Source organism: Pragia fontium DSM 5563 = ATCC 49100 (genome assembly GCF_900112475.1).
GTDB classification, from domain to species: Bacteria; Pseudomonadota; Gammaproteobacteria; order Enterobacterales; family Enterobacteriaceae; genus Pragia; species Pragia fontium.
On sequence record NZ_FOLW01000004.1, the window covers coordinates 95,249 to 113,109 of the forward strand.

15 protein-coding genes and 3 pseudogenes are annotated in these 17,861 nt (G+C 42.5%); 14 read left to right on the forward strand and 4 right to left on the reverse strand.

Features of this window, described 5'->3' with window-relative positions; all coding sequences use genetic code 11:
* The 7 genes and pseudogenes from BMZ28_RS07960 to BMZ28_RS07995 all read left to right on the forward strand — a co-directional run.
* A partial coding sequence (locus BMZ28_RS07960) for an autotransporter outer membrane beta-barrel domain-containing protein (protein WP_217639205.1) occupies positions 1–215 on the forward strand: 215 nt, incomplete at its 5' end.
* Positions 216–2,529: 2,314 nt separating this feature from the next.
* Positions 2,530–3,872: pseudogene (locus BMZ28_RS17610) on the forward strand (autotransporter outer membrane beta-barrel domain-containing protein).
* 79 nt (positions 3,873–3,951) lie between these two features.
* Positions 3,952–9,852: a hemagglutinin repeat-containing protein gene (locus tag BMZ28_RS07970; protein WP_345889635.1), complete on the forward strand. Its 5,901-nt coding sequence runs from the start codon at positions 3,952–3,954 to the stop codon at positions 9,850–9,852.
* A gap of 15 nt (positions 9,853–9,867) precedes the next feature.
* Positions 9,868–10,956: a VENN motif pre-toxin domain-containing protein gene (locus BMZ28_RS07975; protein ID WP_083399656.1), complete on the forward strand. Its 1,089-nt coding sequence runs from the start codon at positions 9,868–9,870 to the stop codon at positions 10,954–10,956.
* Between the two features lie 469 nt (positions 10,957–11,425).
* Positions 11,426–12,265 carry a VENN motif pre-toxin domain-containing protein gene (locus BMZ28_RS07985; RefSeq protein ID WP_074822173.1) on the forward strand — a complete coding sequence of 280 codons (840 nt, stop codon included), beginning with the start codon at positions 11,426–11,428 and terminating at the stop codon, positions 12,263–12,265.
* Positions 12,240–12,431, forward strand: coding sequence for a hypothetical protein (locus BMZ28_RS07990; RefSeq protein WP_074822176.1), 192 nt, complete (start codon positions 12,240–12,242; stop codon positions 12,429–12,431). The genes BMZ28_RS07985 and BMZ28_RS07990 overlap by 26 nt, the downstream gene beginning before the upstream one ends.
* Positions 12,432–12,536: 105 nt before the next feature.
* Positions 12,537–12,962, forward strand: a complete 426-nt coding sequence (locus BMZ28_RS07995; RefSeq protein WP_211201777.1) for a hypothetical protein — start codon at positions 12,537–12,539, stop codon at positions 12,960–12,962.
* 8 nt (positions 12,963–12,970) lie between these two features.
* Here BMZ28_RS07995 and BMZ28_RS08000 read toward each other — a convergent pair whose 3' ends face one another.
* A complete protein-coding gene (locus BMZ28_RS08000; protein ID WP_074822183.1) occupies positions 12,971–13,516 on the reverse strand; it encodes an RNA 2'-phosphotransferase in 546 nt (181 codons plus the stop codon).
* A 70-nt stretch (positions 13,517–13,586) separates the two neighbouring features.
* A complete protein-coding gene (locus tag BMZ28_RS17685; RefSeq protein ID WP_083399658.1) occupies positions 13,587–13,889 on the reverse strand; it encodes a SymE family type I addiction module toxin in 303 nt (100 codons plus the stop codon).
* 147 nt (positions 13,890–14,036) lie between these two features.
* Between BMZ28_RS17685 and BMZ28_RS08010 the strand changes: the two genes are divergently transcribed.
* Positions 14,037–14,408 (forward strand): hypothetical protein, encoded by a 372-nt coding sequence (locus BMZ28_RS08010; RefSeq protein WP_074822186.1) that lies wholly within the window; start codon positions 14,037–14,039, stop codon positions 14,406–14,408.
* Positions 14,409–14,447: 39 nt separating this feature from the next.
* On the opposite strand, the gene BMZ28_RS08015 is transcribed toward BMZ28_RS08010, so the two are convergent.
* The gene (locus tag BMZ28_RS08015; RefSeq protein ID WP_074822189.1) at positions 14,448–14,639 is read right to left on the reverse strand and encodes a SymE family type I addiction module toxin; all 192 of its coding nucleotides are present in this window, start codon (positions 14,637–14,639) and stop codon (positions 14,448–14,450) included.
* A gap of 20 nt (positions 14,640–14,659) precedes the next feature.
* Here BMZ28_RS08015 and BMZ28_RS17615 point away from each other — a divergent pair.
* The 3 genes and pseudogenes from BMZ28_RS17615 to BMZ28_RS08025 form a co-directional block, all read left to right on the forward strand.
* Positions 14,660–14,830 (forward strand): annotated as a pseudogene (locus BMZ28_RS17615) (VENN motif pre-toxin domain-containing protein); the annotation flags it as partial.
* Positions 14,831–15,043: 213 nt separating this feature from the next.
* Positions 15,044–15,421: pseudogene (locus BMZ28_RS17755) on the forward strand (tRNase toxin domain-containing protein); the annotation flags it as partial.
* A 7-nt stretch (positions 15,422–15,428) separates the two neighbouring features.
* Positions 15,429–15,668: a hypothetical protein gene (locus BMZ28_RS08025; protein ID WP_074822197.1), complete on the forward strand. Its 240-nt coding sequence runs from the start codon at positions 15,429–15,431 to the stop codon at positions 15,666–15,668.
* 95 nt (positions 15,669–15,763) lie between these two features.
* On the opposite strand, the gene BMZ28_RS17760 is transcribed toward BMZ28_RS08025, so the two are convergent.
* Entirely contained in the window at positions 15,764–15,865 is a 102-nt protein-coding gene (locus BMZ28_RS17760; RefSeq protein WP_456300120.1) for a SymE family type I addiction module toxin, read from the reverse strand.
* 70 nt (positions 15,866–15,935) lie between these two features.
* Between BMZ28_RS17760 and BMZ28_RS08035 the strand changes: the two genes are divergently transcribed.
* The 3 genes from BMZ28_RS08035 to BMZ28_RS08045 all read left to right on the forward strand — a co-directional run bounded on the left by BMZ28_RS08035 (position 15,936) and on the right by BMZ28_RS08045 (position 17,849).
* Positions 15,936–16,466 carry a hypothetical protein gene (locus BMZ28_RS08035; protein WP_074822200.1) on the forward strand — a complete coding sequence of 177 codons (531 nt, stop codon included), beginning with the start codon at positions 15,936–15,938 and terminating at the stop codon, positions 16,464–16,466.
* Positions 16,467–16,500: 34 nt separating this feature from the next.
* A complete protein-coding gene (locus tag BMZ28_RS08040; RefSeq protein WP_074822202.1) occupies positions 16,501–17,064 on the forward strand; it encodes a hypothetical protein in 564 nt (187 codons plus the stop codon).
* Between the two features lie 419 nt (positions 17,065–17,483).
* The gene (locus BMZ28_RS08045) at positions 17,484–17,849 is read left to right on the forward strand and encodes a hypothetical protein (RefSeq protein WP_074822206.1); all 366 of its coding nucleotides are present in this window, start codon (positions 17,484–17,486) and stop codon (positions 17,847–17,849) included.
* Positions 17,850–17,861: the final 12 nt, after the last annotated feature.

Below are 17,861 nucleotides of genomic sequence, written 5' to 3' on the forward strand. Positions count from 1 at the left end.
CGGTAAGCCATGAATTCCAGAAGAATAACGATGTCATTATCAATGATACCGAACGTTTCAGTAATGATATGTCCGGAACCGTCGGTAAATATGGCGTTGGTTTAACCGCTCAACTGGATAATCAGTGGTCAACCTATGGAGAAATTAATTACTCCAACGGTAGCCATATTGAAACGCCATACAGTGGACATTTGGGGATTCGTTATAGTTTCTGATAAGTATTCAGTGAGGAGCTGGCCTCTTTATAGAGGGGAATACCGATAGTTTAAGAGCACTTAAGCGATTCAATCAGTAAGAAATAATCTGGAGCCAATTTTTATTGCCTCCAGATTTTTTATATCTGAACATGATATGGATAGATGCTTTTTCTGCTGACTGGAACGTCTTTTCTCATTCTCCTAACGCCCTATGGGGCCAATAAGCCCTTATTATCTTAATGGAACAAAGAAAGCACCAACGATATAGTTGTTCTGTGTCTTATACAGCACTTAGATATCCATTCTGACATCGGTCATATTTTGATATTAATCGAAAATGGGGGTTTTTTATGGTTGATAAGTAGGTTGGTTATTTAAGAACATTATTTAAAACAAACGAATATAATAATCCTCGGGCTAAATCGGTTTTAATAAATTTATTTTGTCTGATAACTTTTGGTTTGTTTCATTGTTTATTGTCACTTATATAAACAATAATCATTGTTTATTTCCCAGCAAAAAGGTAACAGATTAAATGATTTTTATTGTAAATTTTAATTTATTGATTTTTATGGTTTTTGTTTTTTATTCGATCATAACAACCAATTTACTATTGGTTTTTTATTTTTTATACTGTTTTAGTGTTGTCAATATGTGTTAATATTTTTGAATTATTTTTTATAAAAATAATTCTATTTGCTTTTTTGTTTTTTTTAATCGCAACTGATTTGGGTGCTTTGTTTTATATAAAAGAAACATGTTGGATGTTACTGGTAACAGAAAGGATTTAGAAATGAAGTTGAACAAGCTAGTTTTAGCCTTACCTGCATTATTTGCTGTTTCTCTCCCTGTTTATTCCGCTGAAGTTCCTCCAGAGTCTTTTCCGTCCGACGTTGTTACGCCAGACGTGGCTGCAATTTTGGGGAATAGTGATAACAGTGATGGTTGGCCAGCGATTCTGGGTCAATGGGAGAATGGAGCCAATTCGGTTACTACCGATAATCAATATATTAATGAGCAACAGTTAAAAAGGACGTGGTTTCCAATCAATCAAAAGATTGATGTGAACAATAATTCCTATAGTTTGAACAATACCATTAACTCATTGCATATGGAGTTAAACAGCGGAAGTATAGCGATTGGTAATGTGGTCAAAGGTGATGTTGTTGATCCTAATGAGAGTACTAAGGTTTATAAAGGTTATCTGGTTTTAAACCCTGACACTACCGCTTATGATACTGTCGTGGAAAATAACGGTACTTTTATTATCAAAGAGCATGCCCATGCCTATAACACTTTAGTTAAAGTTGGTGGAAGGCAGATTATTCGGGGTGATGCTATTGCTAATAACTCAGGTGGTTATGCGCAAGGCAATATAATTGATGGGGGCTCTCAAGAGTTACTAGGGATTGTCCAAGTTAAAGATACTGTGGTTATCAACGGTGGTCAGCAGATTATTGAGGGTGGTACGGCAATCAACTCCCATATTGGCAGCGGTAGTTTTCAATTTACAGGATATCCCTATCCTTTAAATGTTCATAGTGGTTTAGCGATTGATACCAAACTTTATGATGGTGCATTCCAACATGTTTTTGCTGCTTCATCTGATCTGGCTATTTCATATGCTCCGGTTGCTGATAGAAATACTACCGTCTATTCGGGGGCTCGCCAGTTAATTCAACGGGGGATTTCTGAAGAGGCTCAAGTTTATGGTTTTCAGTTGGTGAGCGGCGTAGGCGGAGAATGGGTTAACGGCGACTGGGAATCAGATGCTAGCTTTAATGCGTCGTCTACTCAACAGACTTCTTTGAATGCCACGATTCATGCCGGTGGTCAGCAGCTGATTCAAACAGGGATCGCTGAAGGTACTCAGGTTTATGGCTTGCAGGTGGTGAGTGGTAAGCAGGGGGGCTGGATTGGTGGTCAGTGGGTTACGGTTGATAAGTGGATCGGACGTAATCAGGTTGAAGCTCAAAATGCCACTATCTATATCGGTGGTAAACAACAGGTTGAATTTTATGGTAGTGCCATAGGTACGATTGTTGATGGTGGCCGCCAACTGGCAACCGAACTAGGCCATATTGAAAATACAACCGTCCAGAACGGCGGCTCTTCTTATATTGCTCATGGTGCATATTCTACCGGTACTCTAGATATTGTTGAGGGTTCATTGACTCTGCAAGGGGGGGATATTCATTCGTGGAGTAATACTAAAGTAGGTGGAAAAGGTGCCTGGGCTGAAAACATTAATCTTCAGGGTGCAAACTCAACGTTATATATTGAACATAATGCCAAAACTAATGAATCCACCGCCACGATAAAAGCACTTTTAATGAGTGATGGCTTGGTGATTTTCGGTCGTCAGGATGGCAGTGATATCGGGAAGTACAGCCGCTTAGATCTGAGCTCGTTATCCGGTAACGGTACGTTTGTCATGAACACCAACATTAACGGCGGGCAGGGGGATTTCCTGAGCATCAGCGATCCGCTGGATATTAATAGCCGCTTTAATGTCAAGGTAATGGACTCTGGTGTGGAATTAAAACGTTCTATTGCTGGGGTTGATCCTTATCATCTGATCTATGCCAATAGCAGTACCGCCGAGCACTTTACTTTGCTTAACGGCAGCGTTGATTTAGGGGCTTATAAATATTATCTGGTTCAGGGTGATGATACTGACACGGATAATTGGTATCTGTCTCCTACGGCAGCGCCAGTCGAACCGGGTGATAACGGCGGTGGGACTGTTACACCTAATCCAAGACCTGAGCTGTCCGAGGGGGCGAAAGCGGCTATCTCGATGGCCAACGTGACGCCAACCATTTGGGATGGCGAACTGTCTACTTTAAGAACTCGTTTGGGTGATTTACGTGACGATCGTTCGGCTCAAAATGGCACCTGGGTAAATATATTACCAGTCGCTATCGCGTTTCTACCGATAACGTTGGCTATAAACAGGATATGAACGGGGTAATGTTAGGTGGCGATCATGCCATTGAACTGCAAGGCAGCCGTTTATTGATTGGTGGTCTGTTTTCCTACACTCACTCTAAATTGGATTCCCGCAGCGGTGATGGCAAAGTAGACAGCTATGGTCTTGGTGTTTATACCACCTGGATGCATGACACAGGTTATTACGTCGATGGCGTATTAAAAGCCAACCACTTTAAAACAGAAAATAACGCGAATTTTAACGGTGGTAAAACCAACGGGAAAGATAATACCAACGGCTTTGGTGCTTCAGTTGAAGTGGGGAAACATATTAAGTTAGACCGCTATTTTGTTGAACCCTATATCATGGGATCGGCGTTTCGTGGTGGTAAGACAAACTATAAGCTGGACAGCGACATGAAAGTGAAAGCCAATAGTGCGCAGTCGCTGAAAACTGAAGTGGGTACCACGTTTGGTCATGCTTTTGTATTAGATGGCGGTGCGGTGCTTAAGCCTTATGGTCGTCTGGCCGTTAGCCATGAGTTCCAGAAGAATAACGACGTTATCATTAACGATACCGAACGTTTCAGTAATGATATGTCGGGAACGGTGGGTAAGTACGGTGTTGGTTTAACGGCTCAGCTGGATAATCAGTGGTCTACCTATGGGGAAATTAACTATTCCAACGGTAGCCATATTGAAACGCCATACAGTGGACATTTAGGCATTCGCTATAGTTTCTGACAGAATTGAGAGAGTGAAGAGCCATCCTGAAAAGGATGGCTTTTTTTGTGTAGAGGGAAGGGAGGATTGAGGGATATTTATTTTATGCTCCTTCTCTACCACCGGAACGGCCAATATGGTGAATGGCCAATTGGAAGGTTACACCGTTAAGCAAGGGAAAGTTTCCATTCAGGGACAGGGGCTGGATAGCTCCCGTCAGGACTATACCGATATTATTGCTCGCTCGGTGGAAGTGAATGCCGGTATTTGGGCTAATGAGCTTAACGTGGTCACCGGTAAAAATAAGGTCAGTCGTGACACCTTAAAGGTGGAAAAACTGGCCGGTAACGGTACCGACAGCCCTGAGTTCTCTGTTGATGTGGCGGCGCTTGGCGGAATGTATGCCAATAGTATTCGGATGGTAGGAACCGAGAATGGCGTTGGCGTGCGTAATGCCGGCAATATCGGTACGCAGGCAGGTTCAGTAGTGATTACCGCCGATGGGCGTATTGAAAATATCGGTGCCGTAAGCAGCGCCGCGGATCTGGAACTGAGCACGAATCAGGCATTGAATAATAGCGGCACGCTATACGGTAAGAATAACGTTAAGGTCACTGCTAAAGGCGCGGTAACCAATAGCGCTAGCGGAAAAATAGGCAGTGGACGGGATTTGTCGATCGCTACGGACAGTCAGATCGATAACCAGGGAAGCGCCTATGCTTCAGGTAAAGGCCGAGTTTCCAGTCGACAAGGGCTGAATAACCGGGGAACTATTGGCGCCACAGAATCTTTGGATATTAATGCAGCAGCCATTGATAACAGCGGCAAGTTATACAGTGAAAGTGATTTGACTCTGCGTTCAGCAAGTCATCTTACCAATAGCCAAAGTGGTAAAATCAGCAGCGGCCAGTATTTATCCGTCAATAGCCAAGGGGCATTAACTAATCTAGGGGCTATTTACGCCACCGGACAGGGTACATTTACCCACGGTGGATTGTTTAATAACAGCGGTTCCTTCGGCAGCGGCGATGCTTTAACCCTGACGGCCTACGGAGTGAACAATAGTGGCATACTTTACGGTACCGGTGACACGCAACTATTAAGCTATGGTGATATCACTAATAGCGGGACTTTAGGTTCAGATCGTGGTTTGAACTTAACGGCTTTAGGTAACTTGCTGAATCAAAATACGCTATACGCTAAAGGTGCAGCCACCCTGATTACCGATGGGACTATTGTTAATCACAACATTATTCGCAGCGATAGCCATCTTAACCTGCAATCGCAGAGCGACATTGTTAACCATGCCAATATCTATTCGTCTGGCAATCTGACAATAGACAGCGCCGGGCAAATTCAGAATACCTCACAAATATACAGTGCCGGAACCGCGACGCTGTCGGCGATTGCTGCTTTGGCCAACAGCGGCAGTATTGCCGCACAAAGTGATCTTAGCGTGACGGCCAATAAGCTAAACAACATGGCAAATGCCCTGATTGCTGCCGGTATTCAATCTGACAGTAAGCTGGCCGCTAGCGGAAATCTTAGCATTGCACTCGCCCAGCAGGCGGATATACAGGGGCAGGCTATTGCTGCTGGTGATTTTAGTGTGACAGCACAAGGGATTAATCTGACGGAGAGTAGCGTTAGCGCGACGAATATTAGTCTTGAAGCTAATCAAGGGGATATCAACACCGATAACGCATTAATATCCGCGGTTAAAGCCTTTAACGCCCATACGGCCAATAACTGGAGTAATCAGCATGGCCAGCTATATGGTGGTCAGATGGTACTGAGTGCGCTGAATCTGAACAACAGTGAAGGTGCAGAAATCAGCGCTCAGTCAACGCGCCTGAATATTGGAGATACCCTAACTAACCGAGGTTTAATCGATGGCAGTCATACCCGAATTGATACCAGCACGCTGAATAATTTGGGCACCGGTCGTATTTACGGTAACTGGTTGGCGATTGACGCCCGTACCCTTAACAATTTGTTGGAAGGCAATACCGCTGCGACGCTGGCGGCGCGTGAGCGGATGGATATCGGTGCCGGGATAATTAATAACTATAGCCACTCACTGATCTATAGCGGCGGCGATATGGTGATTGGCGGCTCGCTGCATCAGGATGGTCATGCTGTAGGGCAAGCTGGGATACTGAATAATCACAGTGCCACTATTGAAGCCCAAAGCAATCTACAGCTTACCGTTAATCAGTTAAATAACATTAACGATAACTTCGAAACGGAAGTTCAACAGGTTTCTAAAGAGAGTTTTCTTGAATATCGGTTGGAAGGTGGGGAAACATTCTACCGTCCAGATGAGGTCTCTTTTTATCAAGATAGTAACGGCATCTTGAATATTCTTTCTCCTGTGAATCCTAAATGGGGGAAAGATAAGTTCTACAAATATGATTATGTTCGCACTATTTTTGAAACTGTGATTACCCAAACCGATCCGGCTAAAATTTTAGCCGGCGGCAGCATTGCGATTATAGCTAATGCGGTACTGAATGATAAAAGCCAGATAGTGGCAGGCAATACGCTAAGCATTACAGCTAACAAGTTGGATAACGTTGAAGTTCCCGGTCAGCGTTTTATTGAAGATGAAGGGATTCAAATTAAATATTATCGCATCAAGAAGAAAAATAAGGATAAACAGGGTAAATCAACTTCAGATTATATTCCTGAAACCCAAATTCAAGACATCACGTTAAAACCGTCAGAACTACAGCAAAATACCCAGCCTAACGGCAGTGGTGTGTCTTTATCTGGCCGTGAAGAAGGGAAGGGACCGAATAGCAATATAACGATTAACGGTATTGAAACTATTACCGTGGGCGATATTAAAGTCGTTAGCCAGCTACCGGGCGTTAGTCTGCCAAACTCGGGTTTGTATGTGATTAATCCGGCTCCGGACAGTCACGTTCTGGTAGAAACCGATCCGAAGTTTACCAACTATAAAAAGTGGTTGGGTTCAGACTATATGACCGCCATGCTGAAGGTGGAACATAACAATGTGCATAAACGTCTGGGGGATGGCTATTACGAACAACGTTTGATCACCGAACAAATTACTAATCTAACCGGGCAGCGTTATCTTGGTAGCTATGCCAGTGATGAAGAGCAGTATAAAGCGCTGATGGATAACGGCGTTGCGTTTGCGCAGAAATATAATTTAACGTTGGGTGTTGCCCTGACGCCAGAGCAAATGGCTAACTTAACCAGCGATATTGTCTGGATGGTCAGTAAAGAGGTGACATTAGCGGATGGCAGTAAACAGACGGTATTGGTTCCTCAAGTTTATGCGCGGATTAAACCACAGGACTTAGACGGTAATGGCGCATTACTGGCAGGTAAGCAGGTTGGTCTGGAATTAACCAACGATATGGTGAACAGCGGTCGGATCATTGCCGGTGATAAGCTTAGTGTGCTGGCGGACAATATTCGTAACCTTGGAGGCAGCATCAGCGGTGCTAAGGTGGCGCTGGCGGCAAATAATCATCTGGAAAACATCGGTGGTCTGCTTCAGGCTGGTGATAGCCTGTCCCTGAAAGCCGGTCAGGATATCAATATCACCACCACTACCCGAATCAATGACAGTGGCACCTACCTTAATCGGGCTGGCGGCGTGGTGGTGCATAACGATAACGGCACGATGACCATGGCGGCCGGGAACGATATTAATCTGACGGCCGCTCAGGTGATTAATAATGGTAAGGAAAGCAAGACGACGCTGATTGCCGGTAACGATGTCAATCTGGATACCGTCAATGTGTCCAATACCCGCACCGGTTATTTTGATAGCGATAACAATTATAAGCTGACTCATACTCAGGATGTGGGGACTCAAATTTCTTCTGCCGGTGATGTTGCGCTGGTGGCGGGTAATGACGTAACCGCTAAAGCCGCTAATGTGCAGTCGGGCGGTCATTTACAGGTTAGCGCTGGCAACAATATTCATATCCTTGCCGGGGAGTCTACCGTTACGCTGGACGAGAAAAGCAAAACCACCGGTACCAGCGGCGGTGGAGCGACTAAAGTCACCGATATCAGCATCATTAACCTCGACCATAAAAATGCCGAAGCCAGCAGTCTGAGCGGTGACTCGGTCAGTATGAGTGCCGGTAACGATATGCTGATCCACGGTAGTCAGGTTATCGGCACTCATGATGTTGCGCTGAAGGCCGGTAACAATCTAACTATTACCGCGGCGGAAGAAACCACTAACGATAAATTCCTTACTCAACAGACGCGCTCCGGCTTAATGAGCAGCGGCGGTATCGGCTTTACTGTTGGTACCCTTGATGAGAAATCGACCCAGAAGGTGCAGAGTACCAGCCATTTAGGCAGTACGGTTGGCAGTACGCAGGGTAATGTTTCTCTGGTTGCTGGTAATGATCTGTCGGTGAAAGGTTCGGATGTGATTGCCCAACAGGATATCAGTATGGTGGGTAATAATGTTTCGATTGAGTCGGTGGAGAATCAAACCCGTATTGAGGATATTTACGAGCGGAAACAAACTGGGGTAACGGTTGCGCTTTCAGGAGTAGCCGGTAGTGCATTAAATGCCGCGGTGACCGAGGCGAAAAAAGCGCAGGATTCACAAGACAGTCAGGTTAAAGCATTACAAGAGATCAAAGCAGCGCTGTCTGCGGTACAGGCGATGCAGGCCACGATGATGAATGCGCCGGAGAATGATGGTTATGTGGGTATCAGCATCTCTGGTGGAACCCAGATCACGAAATCTGAAACCAATACCGAGATCCGTGCAGCGCAGGGTTCTTCCATTGCCGCCGGTAATAATTTATCGATAACGGCCACTGGCTCTGGAGAGAAAGGCGTGGACGGCGATATCTTTATTAAAGGTAGCGCGATCAATGCCGGTAAGGATCTCTCCTTAGATGCCAATCGGGATGTGACGGTGATGGCGGCGGCCAATACCCAGAAAACCGACAGTGAAAGCAAGAGTTATGGCGGTAATGCCGGGATAAGTTTTGGTTGGGGCGGCGGTAAGAACGGTATCCGTCTTTTTGCCGATGCGAATTTCACCCAGAGCAATATGAATGCCGATGGGCTTTACTGGACTGAAAGCCAACTCAACGCCGGTAATAATCTGTCAATCACCAGTGGTCGGGATACCAGTCTGATTGGTGCTCAGGCTAAAGGGGATTCGGTCACGATGGATGTCGGGCGCGACCTGACCCTGAAATCGTTGCAGGATACCGATGATTTTAGCTATGAAAGCGTTTCTTTAAATATCAGCGGTAGCTATGGCTCTGGTTTTGATGCCAGTCTCGGCCTGAGCATGGATAAAATGGACAGCACCTGGTCCAGCGTGCAGGAGCAGACCGGTATTTTTGCCGGCAAGGGCGGCTATGATATTACCGTTGGCGGCCATACACAGTTGGACGGCGCGGTGCTGGCCTCGGAAGCGGCGGCGGATAAAAATAGTCTGGATACCGGCACGTTAGGCTGGAGCGATATCAAGAATAAAGCGGAATATGACGTTAGCCACGTGTCGATTAGCGTAGGTTCCGGTGGTGGTGCACCAATGGGCGTGCCGGGAGTACCGGGCATGCCGATTGTGGTGGCCTACGGTGATAAAGATTCCAGCACCACTCATGCGGCGATATCGGAAGGCAAGATTACTATTCGTGATAAAGATAAGCAGCAACAGGATGTGGCGACGATAAGCCGCGATACCGATAATGCCGCCAATACGTTGGATAAGATTTTTGACCGTGAGAAAGAGCAAAACCGGCTGGAGGCGATCAATATTGCCGGGCAGATTGGTCAGCAGGTAACGGATATTGCCAGTAATGTGGGTAAGATTAAGGCGGAGAAAGAGGCTAAAGAAGGTGCGAGTGATTTAGCCCAACAGATAGCGAATGACCCTGTTTCAGTTGAAAAGGTGCATGAAAAGCTAGCCAAAGACGATATTACCAACCCGACTAACGAACAGCTTAATGATGCGATTTACAATGTGGCTTATAGCTAAATTTATGAATCGGAGATGAAAAAGTACGGTACCGGTAGTGATTTGCAGCAGGCTATACAGTCGGCGAATGCGGCGCTACAGGGGGTTATCGGTGGTAATATTGGCGCGGCTGCCGCAGGAGCTTCGGCACCGTATTTAGCGCAAGCGGTGAAGAATCTGGCAGACCAGAATTTCCCAATAGATAAAGAGCATCCGAATAATGCAAATCTGATAGCGAAAGTGATCGGTCATGCTATCGTTGGTGCTGTGGTTGCTCAAACCTCTGGAAATGATGCATTATCCGGAGCATTGGGGGGATCTAGTGGTGAACTTATTGCGATGACGATAGCAAAAGAACGTTTTGGTAAGGAGCCTGAAGATCTTACTGAAGCTGAACGTCAGTTTATTGTTAATATAACGGCGATTGCATCGGGTGTTGCGACAGGAATTATCATTGATAGTACAGCTGGTGCGGCAACCGGTGCGGCGGCTGGACAAAATGCGGCTAAAAATAATGCAATAGTAGCCTCAATGACAGGAAAAACAGATGAAGAGATTCGCCAGGAAATAAAGAATCAATTTGATTCTGCCTGTAGTGGTAATCTTAAACAATGTCAAGATATGCTACTAATTGGTGGAACCCTAGCGTTCTTACCGGTACTGCCTGAAGCTGTTTTGATTAGTGGTTCTGTTGGCGGAGGGGCAAATATAGGAATTCAGTATTTGGCTAATGGGACAGTTGATCCGAGAGATGCTGTTTATGCCAGTTGGGTTGGTATGGCGACAGCGGGAAGCGGTTTTTGGGGAACCGTTAGTTGGAATACGGCTGGAGGTGCTTTATCGAGTTATACAAAAGATGAAAATCCGCTTGTAGGGGGATTAGTTAGTGGTGCAGGTTCTAGCATTGGTTATGGTATCGGGAAACTTACACAAGGGCAATTCAATAAAGTCATGAATGAAAATTGGAAAAACTGGTCGTTTACTAACCCTAATTTAGCTGAGTTTGGAATTTCTCAAGCATTGCCACAGAGCTCTTTTCCTTCTGTGATTGGTAATATTGCAAACTCAGGTTTTACAGAAATTTCTATTGAGCAAATAAATAAAAAACTGGACTCACTTAAATAGGAAAAAAATGAAATATTTAAAAATAAGATGGTTGATTCTTCTCATTTATTTAATTTTATTTCTTTCGTTAGGTATGTCGTTATGTTTTATATTATTTAGTATGTTTATTGAGTTTTTTTTCAGTGTCTTTTATGGATTGAACTTCAATATATCTAATATTGATGTACTAAAATATATAAAAATTGGTTTTATGGGAGGAGGACTCGGAGGTGTCGGCGGTTGGTATATTTATTATCGAAATTATAAAAAATATAAGTAATGGTTAAAATTTTTAGCACCATGTTTGCCTTTATTGAAGCCTGATATTTCGGGCTTCAATTCTTTGATTGATAAATTTTACTTTAAATTATTAGGTTATTAAAGGGGGCGATAGAGTATGAACCCAAGAATTGGGTATAAATAAACTGAATTATAATGGCTGAGTATTCCTACCGTCACGGCGGCTTCGGCGCCTTATCTTGCCCATAAAGTGAAGGACTTAACTGAAGGGCCAGAAACCAAAGATAAAGTACTCAATGCTATTGCCCATGCGATTGTCGGTGCTGCGGCAGGGAAGAATGCGGTGGAGAATAACCACTTAAGCACGACTGAAAAGTTAACGCTGACTGATAAAGAGAATAAATATGCTTCCCTTTGTCAGGGGGGAGATAGTGGTTCTGGAGCCTGTCAAACACTCAAAGCTGATATTGATATTCTGCGCCAAAAAGGACAGAGTATTGATAAAGTTGAAGAGAGTGAACTCGGCCCAGACTTCCAGTTATCCGGCTCGGAGAAATTCGAACATAAACCGGGAGATGTTGTTCCATGCGTTAATTCCGGTAATGGTCTTTGTGTAGTAACAAGCGAGTCGGCGAACGGTGGAAAAGAATGGGTATTGGAATCTGCCACAGATTCGCAGGCTCAGCAGGCGCTAAGTCAAAATAAAGAATCCGAAGCGTTTATCAAAGAGCTCGGTGCGGCTTACTTCAATGCGGGTTGTGGTTTACCAGGTGCAGCTTCTACAATTTGTCAGGCTTATTCCGCATCCGGAGGACCTAACCCGATAGATGGAAAAGTGCCTACCGATGGTGAGCGTTCAATGTGGGCGTTGAATGCTGCACTTAATACGGTTGGTGGGGCTGCTATATTAAAGCCTGGAAAGGATGTTGGGGCTGGAAAGGGGACGATAAATACATCAACTCTTAATCCAAATGAGGTTCGTTTATCTCAAAATACTGTCTCGTACAATAAAACAGATAGTAGTGACTGGACAAAAATATACATACGACGATCTTGTAGCCAGCATGAAAAAAGATGGCTGGAAAGGTGATTCTGTTGATGTTGTAAAAATGCCAGATGGCAAAGTAACAAGTATGGATAACACTCGAATTGCAGCAGCAAGAGAAGCAGGGATTGATATAAAAGCGACGGTTCGTGATTTTAACGAGAGATTAACACCAGAAATTCAAAAAAGCTCGAGGTTGGGAGCAATATAAAACTTGGGGTGAGGCAATTCAGGGACGTATAAATAATCAATCGGGAAGCTTTGGTAAGCTAAACCCAAATGGTTCTGAACAATCTCCAATAATAAAAGGTAAAAAATGATGTCCAATATATTTTTATATAACACTCCTATACTTCCTGATGGATTTGTTTTTCCTCAAAGCTATATCAATACAGTAAAGGTTGAAAATATCATTGATATAGAGCCTTGGTTTTTTTTATGTCAAGATATCGGAATGTCTTTAAGTTATTATGGCTCCTTATTAGTTAAATATAGAGATCATCCCTTAATACCTTTTGCGATTGCTAATGATCAGTCAGGACTATTTAATGACGGATATGTTATTTTAGCTTGTTTTGATGGGAGTGATAGAAGCGGAGATCCTAGGGTTTATTTTCATGATTACGGTTATAGAGGTGAAGATCCTGCTTGGGATAAGCGATATTATTTGGATAACTTCTCCGCTTGGCTTGAATCTGCTAAAGAAGAATCAGCCCAATATAAAGAAGAACGGGCTGAATAATCAATGTATTAATCGAATTGTAAAAACTTGATTGGAACTGTTTTAATTAACCAGACGCCATTATCTGCTAAGTAGAACTTAAAGCCTTGTTGATACATTAACAGGGCCTTTATTTTAAGCACAACGGGCTTTCCGTGTCGTTTTCCTACTGAAATTGCTGTCTGTTCATCAGCGGATAAATGAACATAATGGCGATCGCCGGCCACTAATCCTTGTTTTTTAATTGAATCAATAAAACGAGTTGCTGTGCCGTGATATAAAAACTCTGGCGGTACCTGTTCTGCATGGTTAACTTCAACTTGTCTAGTTGAATGCCCCTGTGCTGCACGAATTTTTAGTCCGTCATCTGAAATCGTAAAACGTTTTTTATCACTTGTTTTAACAACTTGTTCGATCAGTTCCCTCGTCAGGGATTCACCATGTTGATTAGCTTGTATAATTAGGCCATCAATATCAATCCAACCATCAGAATCTAATGTGATCCCAATAGCCTCTGGTTGATGCCTTAAAACATAGCTTAAGAATTTACTTATTTTATTCAGTTGATTACTCATGTTTTATTCCTTAGTCCCCGGTCATCAGACCGGGTATGTTTTTATCTCTTCTTCGATCCACTTCGCAATATCACTCCAGAATAAGCCCGGTTGTTATCTTAGTGATCCGCTGTTCAGCTTGTCTGAGCAGGTCAAGTAGCTGTTGTTGCCTGATAATGTTCTCTTGTTCAGTGGTGATCACTAAACACCCCTCCATAATACGAATAACTAACGAAGCACCGGTATCAAAACCAGCTTCACTGAGCCACTTACCCTTAAGATGAATGGCCGGTGTAGTGTTATCTCGTTGACCGGTCAGATAACCTACCCGAGGCTCAGGACAAGCTGTTATTGTAGAAGTTAAAGGCCATCCAGAAATTAGCCAAGTACAAATTCATCCTGAAGGTGGTCGTCACGGTGGTAGCTATTATAAAGTATCGACAACGACACAAGGAACAGTAAAGGTTGTTGATTCAGCCACATATAAGCCAGCTACTGGAGAGAAGGCAACTAATTATAGATAAGCCAAAGGAATAACTTTATGAATAAAATTAAGTGGGTAACACAAGCAATAGCTCAACCGTGCGAAATTCAAAAAGGTTTATTCCCTGATTTTGTCAATGTAGCTGATGAATTAGCCGTTGAGTGGGAAATGGCATTAGATGAGTTAAGTGATCCAGAAGTCTCATCTCAACTAACAGATGAACAAAAAAGCGCCATAAAAAGGTTGGATGATTATATGTTATCTATTAGTGGTGCTGATAATATCCAGTATTGGAGCAATGAAGCGCTATCCCAAAGTGTTGAATGGAAAAATATGAGGGAAATGGCAGAAACTATTTTGGTTACTATGAAATGGGAAAAATCTATACCATCTAAAAATGATGCGATCTATATAACTAATAGTCAGTAAATTGCCCCGATCACCAGATCGGGGATCTTTTATTGCTTTTTAGATCTGCATAGCAAGTCTGATAATCAGTTGGTCTTGTTCGACTTTAATCACCACCGCCCGCCCAGCAAGGAATCCCATCTCCTCAAGATATCTGCCCTTAATGGTCAGTTGTGGCCTCGGGGTGGGTGACTTAACCCAGCCGGTGGGGACGGCACCAATGGTATAAAAACGTTCAGCACTTGGGGGGATATAGTGGTGAACTTATTGCGATGACGATAGCAAAAGAACGTTTTGGTAAGGAGCCTGAAGATCTTACTGAAGCTGAACGTCAGTTTATTGTTAATATAACGGCGATTGCATCGGGTGTTGCGACAGGAATTATCACTGATAGTACAGCTGGTGCGGCAACCGGTGCGGCGGCTGGGAAGAATGCGGCGGAGAATAATGCGCTATGCAGTACGGTCACTTGCCTGAATAACCCGCTTGATCTCAGTAAACCTGTTATGGGCGGGATGGTTGGTGCTGCTGGCGGTGCTGCCCTTGGTGATGCGATATCGGATGCCCTGAAAGATGACGATGACAAAGCAGCACAGCCAAACGTTGGTAAGGATCTGACGGGTGCTGAAAAAGCTGAGTTGGGTGGGACAGGTTCAGGTACGCCTGGCGGTTGGGGGCCTCAGGATGAGGAGAATGCAAGAAATAATGAGTCTAATAAATTCGATCAATTCAAAAAAGATGACTTAGTAGAAGCAGCGGAAAAGCCAATTAATAATCAAGGGATGTCCGCAGCAGCAAGAGCATGGGAAAAGCATGCAGGTCGTCCAGGGGGTGTTTTTGAACCTCTGAAAGGAAACCCAGCACAGAAAAATGAAGCTGCTAGTCGATTTGTAAATGAGGTTTTAAATAACAAAGGTACTATAAAAACAGATCTATCAAGAGGTGGTGTTGAGTATCGTCTTCCTGATGGAAGAGGTATTCGATATAACGCTGATGGTTCTTTTTCTGGTTTCTTAGATCCTAAGAGGTTTTAATATTAGAATGAATGGCGACTTTGAAATAGATTTCTTTAGTGACTCTAAGTATGAAGAGCTTACGGTAGAAATCTCATATAAAAATCAAATCCTGTGTCAAATGAACAAAGATAAAGGGGGGGATAATATTGAAATTGAGTTCTTTACTGACTTGAGAGTATTATCCGAACAAGTTGAAATGAAATTTTCATTAAACGATTTTTTTGATGTGTTGAGAGAAGCGAAAAAGGGTTTAATAGAGTCTTAGTATAAATCCCGGCTTTTCAAGCCGGGATTTTGCTTTTTAACCCTAAAACGGAGACGCAGCCCTTATCACCAACTGCCCATGTTCGCTGGTAATCGTCACCGACTGGCCGGAGGTAAACCGAGCTGCTCCAGCCATTTACCCTTAATGGTAAGCTGTGGACTCGGGTTACCTCTACCACCATTGGGTGTGTAACCCACGGTGTAATGGCGGGGCTGTGGTGGTTTTATTGTAAGGTTGCTCTATATCTTTATTAAAAGGAAATTATTAATGTTTAAATATTACTATTTCAAAATAGTCTTACTATTATTGTCTCTTTTTTTGAGCGGTTGTATAGTAAATGTAAATCCACTTGAGGATTATACTGGTCATGATATGGCAATGATTAGGGTGAAAAATTATTATTTACCCTTAAGTATAATTAGATATCAGAAAATAGGTTCATGCATACAGAGGCTTGAACGTAATTCATTAACCGCAGGTATAAATATATTAGGTATAAAGTCTACATATAATAAAAAAATTGTTGGTATGCCCCCATCCCCTGTTACATCACAATTAAAACGCTCTGATGTTATGGAGTATACAATTAAGGCAGATCAACCAGTTATGATAACATATGAAAAGAATGTAGGGGGGAGGGAAATCTCAAGTACTAATTCCTTTATACCACAATCTGGTCACAGTTATGAGATATTTACTGTGGGTATTACCGATAATATAATAGTTACCGATATTACGCAGGGTAAAGATGATCAGCCAGCTAAATGGGACTGGGACTTAAAGGGATGCGAATATTAAAATATTCTTTAAATAATATAAAAATGGAATACATGTGAAAAATTTTATTAAATTAAGTAAATTCATTATTGTTTGTGCACTTACATTTCAGTTAGCCGGATGTCTTACCGTAATTAAAAAAGTTGATAAAGTTTTAACCTTTCGTAACTATGAATTATATGAAAGTAATGTGGAATATTCGATGTTTGATTCTAATGATAATGTTAGAATTAGTTTCACTCAGGGAAAGTTAGATGTCAGGGTAGCAGACAATAATCAATGGCTTCAGTTTGGTAGAGAAACTGGTTCTACTTTTTTTCCACTTAAAAAAATATCCATAACTGAATTCAATAAAGATATTGAACCATTTAAAGCATTTATTCGATGGGCTAATAAAACTTATCAGGAACGAGAGGAAACTAAATTATCTATAAATGAACTTCCATATGGATACATCGTAGTTAATGAGACCAATACCCTGGAGCCTTTGCTTATTTTTGGTGGGAAAGCGGATTTATTTTACCCTCCAAAATTGATGGCATTAAATAAAGAGAATGTTTTAAGAATATTAGTAACCTCTTATAGTATTAAAAATAACATTAATACTGGTAGTGATTAGAATAGATAGTTAAATGGTTAGTAAATTGGAAAGGATTTTATTCTAATGGTTTTTTAAATTCTATGTAACTAAGTTCACCTATATATATCCCGATCAGTTAAGCTGGCCGGGATATATAAAAATTCTGTTGTCCCTAATATTACCCCCCACTCAATAAAGCGTTGTCAATATATCTACTCTTTGCCCTTCATTTACCACACACCACGCAAAATTGCATTTTACCTGATTGCTATTAAATTTCAGTTGGTTAGCTTGCGCAGAAGGTTTTCAGATAAAAATAGAGATGAAATCAGAGTCAAAATTAACTCTATGCCGAGTCGGTTGTTTTGTCGCTTCTTTTGGCCGATTGACTCTGATAAGACTCTATTTTGTTGTTGTATGGTAATCCGGCTCCGAAAAATGGGCTTGGACAACTAGATATGTATTCTTCATCTTTATACCACTATGTGAAATCTAGAGATGAAGTAGAAAGATACATTCAGAACGATTTGATTGAATCCGGGCATTATAGTGATACTAATTTATCAGCAAATAAAGGATTCTATATATATCAAGCTATAGAGGGAAGTAACCCAGGGCAAGATTACCCAATTGGCCATAAGGGGAAAACTAAAATGGGAGACTATTTTAGGTATTTAATGCCAACAGTATATGCCTCGATTGAAGACTTTCCAGAAGAACTTCGCTATGGAATAGCCGTTTCTGATACTGTTGACTTTATGGTTGATAGACTATTTGATAACGATAAGATAAATGAATATTTTACAAGAATGAGCGAAAGTTAAATATAAACTTCC